Annotated in this window: 13 protein-coding genes; 6 read left to right on the top strand and 7 right to left on the bottom strand. The window is 71.8% G+C overall.

Features of this window, described 5'->3' with window-relative positions; genetic code table 11:
• Positions 1 to 10: 10 nt before the first annotated feature.
• Positions 11 to 1,708, bottom strand: coding sequence for an SDR family oxidoreductase (locus OG494_RS41905; RefSeq protein WP_328459185.1), 1,698 nt, complete (start codon positions 1,706 to 1,708; stop codon positions 11 to 13).
• A gap of 862 nt (positions 1,709 to 2,570) precedes the next feature.
• Between OG494_RS41905 and OG494_RS41900 the strand changes: the two genes are divergently transcribed.
• The 6 genes from OG494_RS41900 to serC all read left to right on the top strand — a co-directional run bounded on the left by OG494_RS41900 (position 2,571) and on the right by serC (position 8,883).
• On the top strand, positions 2,571 to 3,410 hold the full coding sequence (locus tag OG494_RS41900; protein WP_328448357.1) for an ABC transporter ATP-binding protein: 840 nt from the start codon (positions 2,571 to 2,573) through the stop codon (positions 3,408 to 3,410).
• Positions 3,411 to 3,478: 68 nt separating this feature from the next.
• Complete coding sequence (locus OG494_RS41895; protein ID WP_328448355.1) at positions 3,479 to 4,303, top strand: ABC transporter permease; 825 nt, start codon at positions 3,479 to 3,481, stop codon at positions 4,301 to 4,303.
• On the top strand, positions 4,300 to 5,457 hold the full coding sequence (locus OG494_RS41890; RefSeq protein ID WP_328448353.1) for a sensor histidine kinase: 1,158 nt from the start codon (positions 4,300 to 4,302) through the stop codon (positions 5,455 to 5,457). Before OG494_RS41895 ends, OG494_RS41890 begins: the two co-directional genes overlap by 4 nt.
• Complete coding sequence (locus tag OG494_RS41885) at positions 5,454 to 6,074, top strand: response regulator transcription factor (RefSeq protein WP_328448352.1); 621 nt, start codon at positions 5,454 to 5,456, stop codon at positions 6,072 to 6,074. Before OG494_RS41890 ends, OG494_RS41885 begins: the two co-directional genes overlap by 4 nt.
• A 23-nt stretch (positions 6,075 to 6,097) precedes the next feature.
• Positions 6,098 to 7,438, top strand: coding sequence for a serine hydrolase domain-containing protein (locus tag OG494_RS41880; RefSeq protein ID WP_328448351.1), 1,341 nt, complete (start codon positions 6,098 to 6,100; stop codon positions 7,436 to 7,438).
• A gap of 317 nt (positions 7,439 to 7,755) precedes the next feature.
• On the top strand, positions 7,756 to 8,883 hold the full coding sequence (serC, locus tag OG494_RS41875; protein ID WP_328448350.1) for a phosphoserine transaminase: 1,128 nt from the start codon (positions 7,756 to 7,758) through the stop codon (positions 8,881 to 8,883).
• Between the two features lies 1 nt (position 8,884).
• On the opposite strand, the gene OG494_RS41870 is transcribed toward serC, so the two are convergent.
• The 6 genes from OG494_RS41870 to OG494_RS41845 form a co-directional block, all read right to left on the bottom strand.
• Entirely contained in the window at positions 8,885 to 10,150 is a 1,266-nt protein-coding gene (locus OG494_RS41870) for a glycosyltransferase 87 family protein (RefSeq protein ID WP_328448349.1), read from the bottom strand.
• Between the two features lie 179 nt (positions 10,151 to 10,329).
• Positions 10,330 to 11,856, bottom strand: coding sequence for an amidohydrolase family protein (locus OG494_RS41865; RefSeq protein WP_328448348.1), 1,527 nt, complete (start codon positions 11,854 to 11,856; stop codon positions 10,330 to 10,332).
• Positions 11,857 to 12,015: 159 nt separating this feature from the next.
• On the bottom strand, positions 12,016 to 13,149 hold the full coding sequence (locus tag OG494_RS41860; protein ID WP_328459184.1) for an ABC transporter permease: 1,134 nt from the start codon (positions 13,147 to 13,149) through the stop codon (positions 12,016 to 12,018).
• 77 nt (positions 13,150 to 13,226) lie between these two features.
• Positions 13,227 to 13,913: an ABC transporter ATP-binding protein gene (locus OG494_RS41855; protein ID WP_328448346.1), complete on the bottom strand. Its 687-nt coding sequence runs from the start codon at positions 13,911 to 13,913 to the stop codon at positions 13,227 to 13,229.
• The gene (locus OG494_RS41850) at positions 13,910 to 14,995 is read right to left on the bottom strand and encodes a peptidoglycan-binding protein (protein WP_328448344.1); all 1,086 of its coding nucleotides are present in this window, start codon (positions 14,993 to 14,995) and stop codon (positions 13,910 to 13,912) included. The genes OG494_RS41855 and OG494_RS41850 overlap by 4 nt, the downstream gene beginning before the upstream one ends.
• Positions 14,996 to 15,000: 5 nt before the next feature.
• A complete protein-coding gene (locus OG494_RS41845) occupies positions 15,001 to 15,546 on the bottom strand; it encodes a hypothetical protein (protein WP_328448342.1) in 546 nt (181 codons plus the stop codon).
• Positions 15,547 to 15,590 lie beyond the last annotated feature (44 nt).

Genomic DNA, 15,590 nt, shown 5'->3' with positions numbered 1-15,590 from the left:
CGGCGTTCGGTCAAGGCGTGACGTCCAGCTTCGCCGCCGCCCGCAGCAGGCCCGGCGTCAGTCGCGAAAGGACCAGCGCGACCTTCGACTCCGGAGTGGACGGTGCGATGGCCGTGTCCTTTTCCACCGCCCGTAGGATGTCCTTCGCCACGCCTTCGGGGCCGAAACCGCGCCGCGCGTACAGCTTCGAGCTTTCCTTCTGCCGCCGACGTTGCTCCTCTTCGGACACTCCGACGAAGCGCGTGGTGTTCGTGATGTTGGTCTTGACGATGCCCGGGCAGACGGCCGTGACGCCGATGTGGTGTTCGGCCAGCTCGGCCCGCAGGCAGACGCTCAGCGTCAGCACGGCGGACTTCGTGGTGGCGTAAGCGGAAAGGATCTTCGACGGCAGGTACGCCGCGGCGGACGCCAGGTTGACGATCTGGCCGCCTTCGGCGCGCTCGGCGAGCATCGGCGCGAACGCACGGCAGCCGTGGATGACACCCCAGAGGTTGACGTCGATGACGCGTTCCCAGTCCTCGACCGACGTGTCGAGGAACGACCCGGACATGCCGATCCCGGCGTTGTTCACCACGATGTCCGGCACCCCGTGCTCGGCCTTGACCTGCTCCGCGAACCGGTGCACGGCCGGGCCGTCACTGGAGTCCACTGTGTACTCGGTGGCGTCGACCCCCTTTTCCCGCAGCAGTTTCACGGTCGCCGCGGCGGCGTCCGGATCGATGTCGGTGATGACGACGTCGGCGCCCTCGTCGGCGAAGGCGAGCGCGGTGGCACGGCCGATGCCGCTGCCCGCGCCGGTGACGACGACGAGCTGGTGCGCGAACCGGCCGTTGGCCTTCGCCTTCCGCAGGGCCCGGCTCTCCGCGCCGCCCTCGGTGTACTCGATCAGCTCGGCGGCCGCGTCGGCGATGACCTTCGGCTTGGCGCGGGTCACCCAGTGCGTCCCGACGATCCGGCGAACCCGCAGGTCAGGAACCCATTCGGCGATCTCGGTCTGCAGCGGCGTCGTGACGAAGGCGTCCCCGGCCGGGGCCAGTACCTGCACCGGGACGTCGGCTTTGCGCGGCACCGGGCGGCTCAGCCGCGTGAACATGTTCGCCCGGTAGAGCTCGAGGCCGTTGACGCCGTCTTTCGTGCTCGGCTTCGCGGCGCCGGGGTCCATGCGGGCGATCTGCGCGGGCATGATCCCGGTGCGCCAGAGCAGCGGCGGGAGGAACGGGAGCTGGAACGCGAGGATGTACCAGGAGTGCAGGAACTGGGTGAGCGCGTTTTTGATCTTTCTCGGCGACGGTCGGGTCAGCTGCGCCCGGAACCAGGCGCCGGCGTGGTCGAGGCTCGGCCCGGAGATCGAGGTGTAGGACGCGACGCGCCCGCGCAGGCCGTCGCCGGTGACGGCGTGCCAGGTCTGGATGGAGCCCCAGTCGTGGGCAAGAAGGTGCACCTTGCCGCTCGGCTGCACCTCGTCGACGACGGCCTTGAGGTCATCGGCCAGCTGGTCCAGCCGATAGGACGAGCGTCCCGACGGCGTGTCCGACTGCCCGGCGCCCCGGACGTCGTAGGTGACGACGCGGTGTTTGCCGCGCAGCTCGGCCTTGACGGGATCCCACATCGAGCTGTTGTCGGGATAGCCGTGCACGAGCACGACCGTCGGCCCGTCGTCGCGGCCGTCGATGTCGACCGAGAGGCGGACACCGTCGCTGGCGGTCACCCACTTGTGAGGCATTCCGTCATGTTAGACAACTTGTCAACAAGTGTCGCCTGATCATTTCACCCTCCCGGGGGCTACCGGATAGCGGCTTTTCATGCATTTCCCTTGTATGACAGCGTTTTTGTGGTTCCACGGGAAACCAAGCCCGATCTTGCAAGCCGCCGCGCCGACGACTCGGCCCACCGATCGGTGACAGCGCGCACGGGCCGCCCCGGTCCGGCCGGACTGGGGAGGCGTCACGAACGGGCCGTTCGTGACGGGCCGAGGCGTCACGAACGGCCCGTTGGCGCCCGAAAAGCCGCGGACGGGCCGTTGGTGCACAAGCGGGACGTCGCGAAAGGGCCAGTCGCGCGCGCCAGGCCGGGCGTCGCGAACGGGCCGTTCGTGCCCGAAAAGACACGAGCGGGCCACTCGTGCGCACGCGGGACGTCGCGAAAGGGCCAGCCGCACGCCAGGCCGGGCGTCACGAACGGGCCGTTGGTGCCCGAAAAGGCGCGAGCGGGCCACTCGCGTCTCGAGGGAAGCCGGGCGTCGCGAACGGGCCGTTGGTGCGCAGGTGCGGGCGCGAACGGGCCACTCGTGCGCAGGTGCAGGCACGAACGGGCCACTCGCGCCCGGGTCGGGGCGTCGCGAACGGGCCGTTCGTGCCCGAAAAAGCACGAACGGGCCACTCGCACCCAAGCCGGCCCGGCATGAAAGGGCCACTCCCACCCGGCAAAGCACGAAAGGACCGTTCGCGACCCCGCCGCAGGTGAGACCACCGAAACCCGCCCTGCCGACCGCGCTGTCCACCGATCGGTGGACAGCCGGATTCAGTCGCGCGTTGGTCGGAATCAACGTCCCCGGGGACCAAGCTGGACCCATGACCACAGCAGTGAGCGTGCGCGGCCTGCGCAAGCAGTACCCCGGTCACCTCGCGGTGGCCGGGCTGGATCTGGACATCGCCCAAGGTGAGGTGTTCGCCCTGCTCGGGCCCAACGGTGCCGGGAAGACCACGACCGTCGAGATCCTCGAAGGCCACCGGCAGCGGACCGATGGCGAGGTGACCGTGCTCGGCGAGGACCCCGGCAAGGCCGGGCGAGCCTGGCGCTCCAAGATCGGGATCGTCCTGCAGACCGCGAACGACGCCGCCGAGCTGAGTGTTGCCGAGACCGTCCACCACTTCGCGAAGTACTACCCCGACCCGCGCGATCCCGATGAGGTGATCGAGAAGGTCGGGCTGACCGAGAAGGCCAAGTCCCGGGTGAAGTCGCTCTCCGGTGGGCAGCGGCGGCGCGTCGACGTCGCGCTCGGGATCATCGGGCGTCCCGAACTCCTCTTCCTCGACGAGCCGACCACCGGGTTCGATCCCGAGGCGCGGCGGCAGTTCTGGGCGCTGATCAGCGACCTCGCCGCCGAGGGCACGACGATCCTGCTCACCACCCACTACCTCGACGAGGCCGAGGCGCTCGCCGATCGGGTCGCGGTGATCGCTCGCGGGGAGATCGTCGCGCAGGACACGCCGCAGAACCTCGGCGGCCGGGCGAGTGCCGAGGCCACCGTGCGGTGGATCGACGACCGCGGTGAGCACACCGAGCGCACCGCGTACCCGACCAAGCTGGTCAACCAGCTCTCCGCGGGCGGGCGCGAGCTGGCGAACCTCACCGTGACCAGGCCCAGCCTGGAGGACATCTACCTGGACCTGATCGGAGACAAGGCATGACCACGACGCCATCCGGGGCTTCGCCCCAGGCCGGGGGCTCCGCCACCCGGAACCCCCGAAAAACAACCGTGCCATCCGGAGGCACCGCCACCCGAGCCCTCCCAGGCCCGCTCGCGCTGGGCCTGGCCCGCGGCGGCACCGAGCTGCGGCAGTTCTTCCGGCACAAGGAACAGGTGGTCTTCACCTTCTCCCTGCCCGCCGTACTCATGATCCTGCTCGGCTCCATCCTGGACGGCCCGACCGCGCTGGCCGGCGTGACGTCGGGGCAGCTGCTCGCCGCCGGGATGATCGGCTCCGGCATCGTCTCGACGTCGTTCAACAGCATCGCCACCGGCGTCTCGGCCGACCGCGAAACCGGCGCGCTCAAGCGGCTGCGCGGCACGCCGATGCCCTCGGCGTCCTACTTCATCGGCAAGATGGTGCTGGTCGCGGTGTCCAGCCTGGCCCAGACCGTGCTCATGGTCGCCGTCAGCACGCTGCTGTTCGGGCTGAAGCTGCCGACCGACCCGGCGAAGTGGCTGACACTGCTCTGGGTGTTCGTGCTCGGCATCGTGTCCTGCACGCTGCTCGGGATCGCGCTCAGCTCGCTCGCGAAGTCGACCACCGGCGCGGTGGCCGTGGTGCAGATGTTGTACCTGGTGCTGCAGTTCATCTCCGGCGTGTTCGTCACGCCGATCACGAACCTGCCGAAGATCATGGTGGACATCGCGTCGTTCTTCCCGCTCAAATGGATCTGCCAGGGCTTCCGGTCGGTGTTCCTGCCGGACGGCGCGGTCGGAATGGAGATGGCTGGCTCATGGGAACTGCCGCGGGTGGCGCTGGTGCTGGGGATCTGGTGCGTGGCGGGGCTGGTGCTGGCGCGGCTGAGCTTCCGGTGGACCGACGGGAAGTGAGCGACGCCTGGGACCGGTTCAACTGGCTCTGGGAAATCCTCTTCGCGGTCTCCTACGTCGCCACGACGGTGCTGGTGCTGCTGGACGAGACCGATCCGGTCCGCGGCACCGTCGCCGTCGGGGCGCTCACCGCGCTCGTGCTGACGTACCTGCTCTGGGGGCGCGGGATCGTCCGGGACGACGGGCACGCGCGGCAACGGTGGGCGTTCGCCGTCGTCGTCGTGGCCCTGGTCGCGGTCGCGGTGCTCGCCAACACGACGGCCAGCTTCATCCTGTTCATGGCCTGCCCGTTGCTGTTCATGACGCTCGAGTTCCGCCCGGCCGCGGTGCTCACCACGGCGGCGATCCTGCTGAGCCCCGCGGCGTCGATCCTCAACGACGGCCTCGAGGGCCCGGTGCTGCACATCCTGCTGCCGATGACGGCGATCCTCGTCGTGTTCGGGGTGCTGTCCGGCAAGTTCATCCTGCACGTCATCGAGGAGAGCCGGGCGCGCGCCGACCTGATCGCCAAGCTCGAAGAGAGCCAGGCCGAGGTCTCCCGGCTCTCCCGCGAGGCGGGCACGGCCGCCGAACGCGAGCGGCTCGCCCGGGAGATCCACGACACCCTCGCGCAGGGTTTCACCAGCATCGTCACCCTCGCCCAGGCCATCGAGTCCGAAGTGGACACCGACCCGGCGGCCGCGCGGCGGCACGCCGAGCTGGCCGCCCGGACGGCGCGGGAGAACCTCGCCGAGGCCCGCACGATGGTCGCCGCGCTCGCGCCGGACGACCTGACGAGCGGTTCCCTCGTCGACGCCGTCCGCCGGCTGACCGACCGGCTCGGCGACGAGACCGGGCTGGCCGTCCGGTACGAAGTGGACAGTGACCTGCCCCCGTTGGCCATGGCCGCCGAGGTGGTCCTGCTGCGCGGGGCGCAGGAGGCGCTGAACAACGTCCGGCGGCACGCGACGGCGGCCGCCGTGCTCGTCCGGCTGTCCCTTGTGGACGACGCGGTCCGGCTCGACGTCCGGGACGACGGCGCCGGGTTCGACCCGGACCGCGTCACCGGGTTCGGTTTGCGGGGCATGCGGTCCCGCGCGGAACAGGTGGGTGGGACGCTGAGCCTCCGCAGTGGCGCCGACGGCACCGAACTGACCCTGGAGGTCCCCGCGTGATCCGCATCATGCTCGTCGACGACCACCCCGTCGTCCGCGAAGGGCTGCGCGGCATGCTCGAAGCCGAGCCGGACCTGACGGTCGTCGGCGAGGCGGGCTCCGGTGACGAGGCGGTCGCGCTCGACCGCGTCGCGCAGCCGGACGTCGTGCTGATGGACCTGCGGATGCCCGGGCTGGACGGCGTCGGCGCGACCAAGCGGATCCTGCGTGAGCAGCCCCGGCGGCGGATCGTCGTGCTCACGACGTACGAGACGGACGCGGACATCCTGCGGGCGGTCGAGGCCGGCGCGTCGGGTTACCTGCTGAAGGACGCGTCCCGTACGGAGCTGGCGAACGCGATCCGCGCGGCCTCTCGCGGCGAGACGGTGCTGGCGCCGTCGGTGGCGGGCAAGCTGGTCAACCGCGTCCGCAACCCGGAGCCGCAGACGCTGTCGGCGCGCGAGGTCGAGGTGCTGCGCCTGGTCGCGAAGGGCGGCACGAACGCGGACATCGGCCGCGCGCTGCACATCAGCGAGGCGACGGTGAAAACGCACCTGCTGCGGACGTTCGGCAAGCTCGGCGTCTCGGACCGCACGGCCGCGGTGACCACGGCGATGGCCCGCAACCTGCTCGGCTGAACGGCGCGCGGCAGAATGCCTGCATGCTTGAGTCGACCGAACACGCCCTGCTCCGCCGGATCGCCCACGAGCAGGCGGCCAGCCGGGCTCCCTCGCTGGTGGCCGCCGTGGTGCGGGACGGGGAGATCGTCTGGTCCGGCGGGCGGGGCCGCGTCGGCGGCGAGGTCCCCGGCACCGACACCCAGTACCGGCTGGGCTCGATCACCAAGACCCTCGTCGCCACCGCCGTCATGCGGCTGCGCGACGAGGGCCTGCTGGACCTCAACGACCCCCTGGAAAAGCACGTCCCGGGCACGCCGTTCGGCGCCGCGACCGTGGCCCAGCTGCTCTCCCACACCTCCGGCCTGACGTCCGAATCGCCCGGCCTGTGGTGGGAACGCACGCCCGGCGCCGACTGGGACGCGCTCGTCGGCAGCCTCGCCGACGGCGCCACCAAACACCGGCCCGGCGCGAGGTTCCACTACTCGAACGTCGGTTACGGCGTGCTCGGCGAGCTCCTCTCGCGCCACCGCGGCAAGGACTGGCTGGCCGTGCTCGACGAGGAGATCCTCGGCCCGCTCGGGATGACGCGCACCACCCCGCACCCGGTCGGCGCGCACGCCGACGGCTTCGCCGTGCACCCCTTCGCCGACGTCCTGCTGCCGGAGCCGCACCCGGACGCCGGCGCGATGGCCCCGGCCGGGCAGCTGTGGTCCACGATCACCGACCTCGGCCGCTGGACGGCGTTCCTCGGCGGCCACGGCGGCGGCGTGCTCGGCCCGGAGACCATCGAGCAGATGCGCACGATGGTGACCGTCGACGACACCGACGTCTGGGCCACCGGCTTCGGGCTCGGCCTGATGCTCGTGCGCTACCAGGGCCGCCGGCTGGCCGGGCACACCGGCTCGATGCCCGGGTTCCTGGCCGCCACGCTCGTCGACCCGGCCGCGGGCACCGGCGCGCTGGTGCTCACCAACTCGACGTCCGGTGTCGGCATCACCCCGCTGTGCCTGGACCTGATCACCATGACCGACGAGCTGGAGCCGCGCGTCCCCGCGGAGTGGCAACCGTCCACTGTGGACCCGGCGCTGCTGGCGCTGACCGGCCTCTGGCACTGGGGCCCGACGCCCTACCACCTGCGGATCCAGGGTGACGGCCTGCTGTCGCTGGCCCCGGCGGAGGGCCCCGGGCGGGGCTCGCGCTTCCGCGCGACGGGCGACGACACGTACGTCGGCCTCGACGGTTACTACTCCGGCGAGACGCTGAAGGTGGGCCGGGACGGCGAAGGCGTCGCGAACCACCTCGACCTCGCGACGTTCGTCTTCACGCGCACGCCGTACGACCCGGCGGCCCCCGTGCCGGGTGGCGTCGACGGCTGGCGCTGAAGGCTGTCGTCGAACTTCGGTGCCGAGGGAGGGCCCCGCTCACACCCCCAGTCGGGGTGAGCGGGGCCTCGGGTCAGGGCGGGCGCCGGACTTGCCGCGCCGGGGAACCTACGCGCGGGCCGCGACGCCGGGAACCGTGTTTTTACGGTCAAGCCGGGCGCCGAGTGCGCGGCCGCCGACGTCCGGAAGGCCGACGACGAGCTGCTCCGAAGGCCGGGAGCGGCGCCGTCCCACTGCCCGGAACAGCGGTGATTCCACATTCCGGACACTTCAGCACCGCTTCGACCTGCTCCGTCCCGACCTGAGAGACTGGCCACATGACCGACGCTGAGTTGACCATCCCCGCAGACCTCAAGCCGGCCGACGGCCGCTTCGGCTGCGGACCGTCGAAGGTCCGCGCCGAGCAGCTGAGCGCCCTGGCGGAGTCCGGCTCCACCTACCTCGGCACGTCGCACCGGCAGAAGCCGGTCAAGTCGCTCGTCGGGCGCGTCCGGGCCGGGCTGTCCGAGCTGTTCTCGCTCCCCGAGGGTTACGAGGTGATCCTCGGCAACGGCGGCACCACGGCCTTCTGGGACGCCGCCGCGTTCGGCCTCGTCCGTGAGCGCTCGCAGCACTTCACCTACGGCGAGTTCTCCTCGAAGTTCGCCTCCGTCACCAAGGGCGCGCCGTTCCTGGCCGACCCGATCGTCGTCAAGGCCGACGCGGGCAGCGCGCCCGAGATCGCCTACGAAGCCGGCGCGGACCTGGTCGGCTGGGCGCACAACGAGACGTCGACCGGGGTCGCCGTGCCGGTCCGCCGCCCCGAGGGCAGTGACGGCGCGCTCGTCGCGATCGACGCCACCTCCGGCGCCGGCGGCCTCCCCGTCAAGGCCGAGGACTTCGACGTCTACTACTTCGCGCCGCAGAAGTCTTTCGCCGCGGACGGTGGCCTGTGGATCGCGCTGGCCTCGCCCGCCGCGGTCGAGCGGATCGGCGAGATCGGCGGCGGCGACCGCTGGATCCCGGAGTTCCTGTCGCTGACCACCGCGCTGGACAACTCCCGCAAGGACCAGACGTACAACACCCCGGCCGTGGCCACGCTCTTCCTGCTCGCCGAGCAGATCGAGTGGATGAACGGCCAGGGCGGCCTCGAGTGGACGACCGCGCGCACGAAGGACTCGTCGTCGCGGCTCTACGAGTGGGCCGAGAAGACCAGCTACACGACGCCGTTCGTGAAGGACCCGGAGCTGCGCTCGCAGGTCGTCGGCACGGTGGACTTCGCCGACGAGGTCGACGCCGCCGCGGTGGCGAAGGTGCTGCGCGCCAACGGGATCGTCGACACCGAGCCGTACCGCAAGCTGGGCCGCAACCAGCTGCGCGTCGGCCTGTTCCCGGCCATCGACCCGGACGACATCACGAAGCTCACACAGAGCATCGAGTACGTCGTCGAACGCCTGGGCAGCTGACCTAGACGTCCGTGAAGGCCTCCTTACCGGCTCTTACAGCCGGTAAGGAGGCCTTCACGGCTTTCAGGCGAGGGGCGGCGAAAGCCGCGAGGACCAGCAGGGCGAGGCCGAAGAGTTCGTAGGACTCCGTCGCCAGCCACCAGCCGATCGACGGCGCCGGGCGCGGCGCGAACCACATCGGCCCCCAGATGAACAGGGCCAGCCCGGCCGCCACGACCGCGCCGGCCCACCACGTCACCACGCGGTCGGTCCGCCACGCGCGCACGCCGTAGTACCCGGCCAGGACCAGGATCGGCACGCACCACGTCCAGTGGTGCGTCCACGAGATCGGCGACACCAGCAGCCCGCCCAGCGCGCACGCGGTCAGCCCGAGCACCGGCTCGGCCGCCCGGACGATCACCACCGCGACCACCGCCATCACGGCGAGCGCGGCCAGCAGCCAGACGATGTTCGCCGCCGTTTCCGGCAGGCCCAGCCGCGTCACCAGGCCCTTCAGCGACTGGTTGCCGACGTAGTCGACGCCGCCGATGCGGCCCGCGTCGAACACCAGCTTCGTCCAGTACGTGAAGGACGCCGACGGCCGGATCAGCCACAGCAGCGCGCCGGCCGCCACGAACCCGGCGACCACCCGCGCGGCCGACTTGAAGTCGCGGCGGAACAGGAAGTAGACGACGAACACCGCCGGCGTCAGTTTGATCGCCGCGGCCACGCCGATCAGCAGGCCCTTCGTCCGCCCGCGTTTGCCCGGCAGCAGGACGTCGAGCACCACCAGGACCATGAGCAGCGCGTTGATCTGCCCGAAGCCCAGCGTCGAGCGCACCGGTTCGAGCAGCGCACCGGCCAGCTGCGCCACGATCGCGACGAGGGCCGCGACCGCCCGGCCGTGGACCTTCGACGAGTCCGTCAGCGAGCCGTTGAGCGTCGCGACGTAGAGGTAGGCGACGACGCCGGTCGCGAGGATCGAGGCGATGCTGACGAGCTTCATCGTCGCCGCGAACGGCAGCAGCGTGCCCGGCAGGAACACCGCGGCCGCGAACGGCGTGTACGTGAACGGCAGCAGGATCTGGTGCGTCGTCGGCACCCAGGCCTCGTACGGCGAGCCCTGCTGGGCCAGCGCCTTCGCGCCGCCCAGGTAGACCTCCAGGTCCAGGCCGTCGAACCGCTTCAGCACGAGGACCAGCACGACGGCGGCGACTTCGAGGACGACCAGCGCCCCCACCAGCTTCCGCCCGGAGCCCCCGGAACCCCCGAAAAGCCGCTCGGACATCCGAGGCTTCGCCCCGGGCCGGGGGCTCCGCCACCCGGAGCCCCCGAAAAGCCGCTGTGACATCCGAGGCTTCGCCCCGGGCCGGGGGCTCCGCCACCCGGAGCCCCCGAAAAGCCGCTCGGCCAGTGTCACGCGTCCCCCTCGAGCCCGGTCTCCGACCGGCCGAGATTACCGGGCGCTCAGCAGCAGCCACGCACCGGCAACCGCACTGACCTGCTGTTCGCGCCCGCCGGCGGCTGCTTCGCCGCCGTCTCGACGTCCGCCAGCATCCGGGTCAGCCGCGTCCGGTCGAGCACCCGGCCCGCCGTGACGACCGTGTCGATCCGGCGGACCGCGCGGATGTCGGTGAGCGGGTTCGCGTCGAGCAGCACCAGGTCGGCGACCTTGCCCGGGGTGATCGTGCCCGTGGTCGACGCCCTGCCGAGGAACCGCGCGGCGTCGCGCGTCACCGACTGCAGCGCCTGGCGCGGTGACAGGCCGGCCTGGACCAGGTAGTCGAGCTCGTCGTGCAGGCTGAAGCCCGGGAAGACGTACGGGTTCAGGCAGTCGGTGCCGCCGAGGACGCCCAGCCCGGCCCGGTGCGCCTCGCCGACGAGCCGCAGCTGGGCCTCGAAGTACGCGTCCTGCTGGGCGATCTGCTCGGCCGTGACCGGGGTGAACATCGTGAGCCGGTCGGCCCAGTAGTCGATGATGTCCTGGGAGACGTACTTGAGCCGCGGGTCGTGCGCGAAGGTGCCGGCCGGGCGCGAGATGACGCGGTTGACGGCGAACGTCGGGCTCACCCAGTTGTCCAGCGCCTTGAGCGCGGCGAAGTGGCTTTCCGCGGTGGCCGGGTCGTAGGCCTGGGCCGCCTGCCGGTCGAGTTCGCGGGCGAGGTTGAAGAAGTCGCGCTTCGCGTTCGGGTCGAACGGCTTCGCGTCGAGGAGAGCCAGGAACTCGTCACGACGGCTGGACGTGGCGATGTGCAGGCCGAAGAGGTGCTCGAAGGTGCGCTGCCCGGCCTTCGCGGCGTCGAGCTGGCGAAGCCGGTACGGCCAGTGGCCCGAGAAGGGCAGCCCGAAGCGGCGGCACTCGTCGGCGATCGCGTAGTAGGCGTCCTTCGGCAGGTAGAAGTAGACCTTGACGAAGTCCGAGCGCTGCGCGACGGCGGTCCGGACGGCCGCGCGCCCCTCCTCGGCGTTCGCGACCTGCGTGATCGGCGGGCCGAGCAGGCTGACCGGGCCGTCGATGATGGCGCTGCCCATGACGACGCGCGGGCCGAGCAGCTCGCCGCGGTCGATCTTGTCGCGGGTGGCGCGGTTCTCGTCGTACCCCTGCATTTCGCGGATGCCAGTGACGCCGTTGGCCAGGAACATCGGCGGCCACAGCTTCTCGTAGTCGATGCCGTGGGCGTGCATGTCCCAGAGGCCGGGGATCAGGTACCGGCCGCGGCCGTCGACGATCCGGGCGCCGGCGCAGTGCGGCAGCTCGACGGCCGGGCCGACCCAGGCGATCCGGTCGCCGATCAGCACGACCGCGGAGTTCGGCCGGGCCGGGGCGTCCGTGCCGTCGACGACCGTGGCCCCGAGCACCACCACGACATCCGTGCCGGCCGCGGCGGCTTCCTGGGCGAAGAGCGCGGGCGCGATCCCCGCGGCGGCGAGCCCCGCGCCCGCCGTCGCCAGCCAGCGGAGAAAATCACGCCTGTTCGCCTCGACTCGTGCCACGCCGACTGCCCTCCCCGATCACCAACCCGTCCGCACATTCAACTCGCCGGGTGGTGACCGGGGATCTCCCTGCGTGCTCTCCTTGCGGGGACGCACGTTCCGAGGTGCAAGGCTGGTGCAATCCCCGGGACGGCCCCTGCACCGTCCCGGGGACCTGCCTCAGGCGAGCGCCCGCGTCGGCGCGAGCCGCGCCGCGCGGACCGCCGGGTACGCCCCGGCGACCGCCCCGACCAGGGCCGCGACGCCGACCCCGCCGGCCAGCGCGCCGACCGGCAGCACGGCCGGCCAGCCCTGGCTCAGCGCGTAACCCGCGGTCACCAGCACCCCCGTCACGACGCCGGCCAGCCCGCCGAGCCCGGACAGCAGCACCGATTCCGCCAGGAACTGCCCGCGCACCTGCCGTTTCGTGGCCCCGAGCGCGCGGCGCAGGCCGATCTCCCGGCGCCGTTCCAGCACCGAGATGACCATCGTGTTCGCCACCCCGACCCCGCCGACGAGCAGCGCGACCCCGCCGAGGCCGAGGAACAGCGCGCTGTAGGTGTTGTCGGTGAGCTTCTGCGCGGCGAGCGCGTCCGACGGGCGGCGGACCTCGACCTCGTTGGGCGCCTGCGGGTTCAGCGTCGCGCCCAGCACCGACCGCACACCGTCCACTTCGGACTCGTTCGCGCGGACGTACACCGTGGACGGATGGCCGTCGAAGCCGAGGAGCCGCTTCGCGACGTCCCAGCCGACCAGCGCCGACCGTTCGATCTCCGGTGCCAGCGGCATCGGCCCGAGGATCCCGACGACGGTGAACCACTGCGCGCCGATCAGCACCTGCGGCGGACGTGCCGGGTCGACGTGGTCGATGCCGAGCCGCGCGGCAGCCTGCGCACCGAGCACGGTGACCGGGTAGTTCCCGTTCCCCGGGGCCAGGAACGCCCCCGACCGGACCTTCCCGCCCAGCACCCCGAGCAGGTCCGGCCGCGCCGCGAAGACCCCGAGCCCGGACGTCTCGTCGACCGGGATCTTGTCGCTGCGCCGCACACTCGCCGACGTCGTCCCGGTGCCGGTCGCCGCGGTCACCGGCGCGATCCGCTTGGCCATCGCGACGGCGTCGTCCGGCAGGGTCGCGTTGGCCCCGAACAACGTCTGCCCCGGCCCGGCGGTGAGCAGGTTGGTGCCGAGCGCGGCCAGCCGGTCGTGCAGGGCCTGCGCGCCGGACGCCGGGATCGCCAGCACCGCGACCATCGCCGCGACGCCGATCGCGATGCCCAGCGCGGAAAGCACGGCGCGTACGGGCCGCGTCCGCATGCCGTGGGCGCCGAGCGCGACGACGTCCGGTGGCTTGAGCCGCGCCGGTTCCGGCAGCTTGACCTCCGGTGGCGCGATCACCGCGCACCCACCAGACCGGTGTCGAGCCGCAGGTGCCCGTCGAGCAGCTCGATCCGGCGCGGCATGCCCGCGGCGATCTCCCGGTCGTGGGTGATCACCACGATCGTCGTGCCGTCGGCGGACAGCTCGCCGAGCAGCGAGAGCACGGCCGCGCCGGTGCCGGTGTCGAGGTTGCCGGTCGGCTCGTCGGCCAGCAGGATCGCCGGGTTGTTGACGACGGCCCGGGCGATCGCGACGCGCTGGCGTTCGCCGCCGGACAGCTCGCCGGGCCGGTGCCACGCCCGGTGTCCCAGCCCGACGCGGTCGAGCGCTTCCCGGGCTCGCGCACGCCGCTGCCGCCGCGGCACCCCGGCGTAGAGCAGGCCGGTGCACACGTTGTCCACCGCACTCATCCCTTCGTCGAGGAAGAACTGCTGGAACACGAACCCGATCCAGCGTGACCGCAACGCCGAGACCTTCCGGTCGGACAGCACGGCGACGTCGTGGCCGCGCAGCTCGACCCGGCCGGTGGACGGCCGGTCGAGCGTGCCCATCAGGTGCAGCAGCGTGGACTTCCCGGAGCCGGACGGCCCGACGATCGCCACCATCTCGCCGTCTTCCATGCTCAGCGAGACGCCGTCGAGCGCGGCGACGCCACCGGGGTAGGTGCGCGTGACCTCGTGCACGCGCAGGACGGGCGTCACGACGTCGTCACCACCCGCATGCCCGCGGTCAGGCCGTTGCCGCTGACCTCGACCTTGCCGCCGCTGAACAGTCCCGTTTGGACGGCGATGAGCCGGCGCTTCCCGTTCTCGTCGACCTCGACGGCGTAACCGCCTTCGGCGAGCGCGAGCAGCGCGCCGACCGGCACCGCGAGCACGCCTTGGTGGACGTCCTTGGTGAACCGGACGGTCGCCGGGGCCGAGTCGAGCGTGCCGGCCACGGCCGGGTCGTCCAGCTGGACGGTCACCGTGATCTTGGGCTTGCCGTCGTCCTGGCCGGCCCCGTCCTTGCCCTCGACCGCGGACTTGCCGACGTCGGTGATCGTGCCCTTCGACGTCTTCCCGTTGATCGTCACGGACGCCTTGGCGCCCTGCTGGGCCAGGTCCTGCTTGGCCGCGTCGAGCTTGACCTGCACCGAGCGGACGGTGCCGCTGGTCTTGAGCACCTCGCCTTGGGCCGGCGAGCCGAGCTTGGCCGACAGTGCCGACACCCGCAGCTCACCCGCCGAAAGGACGACGTCGCCCTGGCCGAACGCGCCGGTCTGGTCCAGCCCCAGCGCCTTCTGCCACTTCTTCAGCGCGGCCGCCGTCGCCGCGGTGAACTTCTTGTCCGGCGTGCCGAAGCCGCCGTACCCGCACGCCTTGAGGTTCTCCTCGAGCTGCTTGACGTCGGCGCCGTCGGCCGCACCCGAGGCGAGGTCGCGGTAGAACGGCAGCGTGCCGTAGAACAGCGGCACCGGCTTGGCGTCGACGCCGTACACCGCCTGGCAGCGGGTGAGGGTCGCGCCGGCGGCGGGCAGCGACGTGATGGTGCCGGGCTTGCGGCCGCCGACCGTGGACTCCTCGCCGTAACCGAGGGTGCCGTCGGCCTCCTCTTCCTCGCTGAGGTCGGTCTTGGCCACCGCCGCCGTCTCGACCGGCGGCGGAGCGGCCTCCTGCACCGAGGTGGCGGAGGAGACGCGGGTGAGGATCACGGCGGAGCCGGTCCCCACCACGACGACGAGCACGGCCGCGGCGATGAACCAGCGCGCCCGGCCCCGGCGCCGCGGCTTGGATTCGATCATCTCGGTCATCGCGCGGGCGCCGCCGGTTCCGCGTGCATGGACATGCCGAGCCCGCACGCCTTCGCGGCGGCCTCGAACTTCGACGGGTCGTCGCCCGGTCCGCCCATCCGCGTCGCGCCCTTGCCGGACGGGTCCGGGTCCGGCATGTCGATGCCGTGGTCCCGCATGCACTTGGCGTCCTTGCGCATCTTGTCCAGTTCTTCGGGGCTCGGCGGCTTCATCTCGCCGCCGTTGGGCATGAGGCTCTTGCAGGCTTTCTGCGCCGCGTCGAGCTTCCCCGCGTCCTTGGCGTCGCCCCCGAGCGTGATCGCCATGCCGCCGCCGTCCCCGGCCGGCTTCGGGTCGGGCATGTCGACGCCGTGCTCGCGCATGCACTTGGCGAAGTCGCGCATCTTGTCCTCGTCGCTCTTGTTGTCCGCGGCCTTCGCCGGGGCCGACGAGGACGGCCCCGAGATCGAGGCCACCTTCGACGCGTCGTCCGGCTTGGCCCCGCACCCCGCGAGCAGCACCGCGGCGCCGATCGCCGCGATGACGGTCAGGCGTGTTCGCATCGCTCGCTCCTTTCCTCCGGTCAGGTCGTCAGGTCTACGGATCG

It is taken from the genome of Amycolatopsis sp. NBC_00438 (assembly GCF_036026695.1).
Lineage (GTDB): Bacteria > Actinomycetota > Actinomycetes > Mycobacteriales > Pseudonocardiaceae > Amycolatopsis.
The sequence above is the reverse complement of the archived record's forward strand: the minus strand, read 5'-3'. Positions and strand labels throughout refer to the sequence as shown.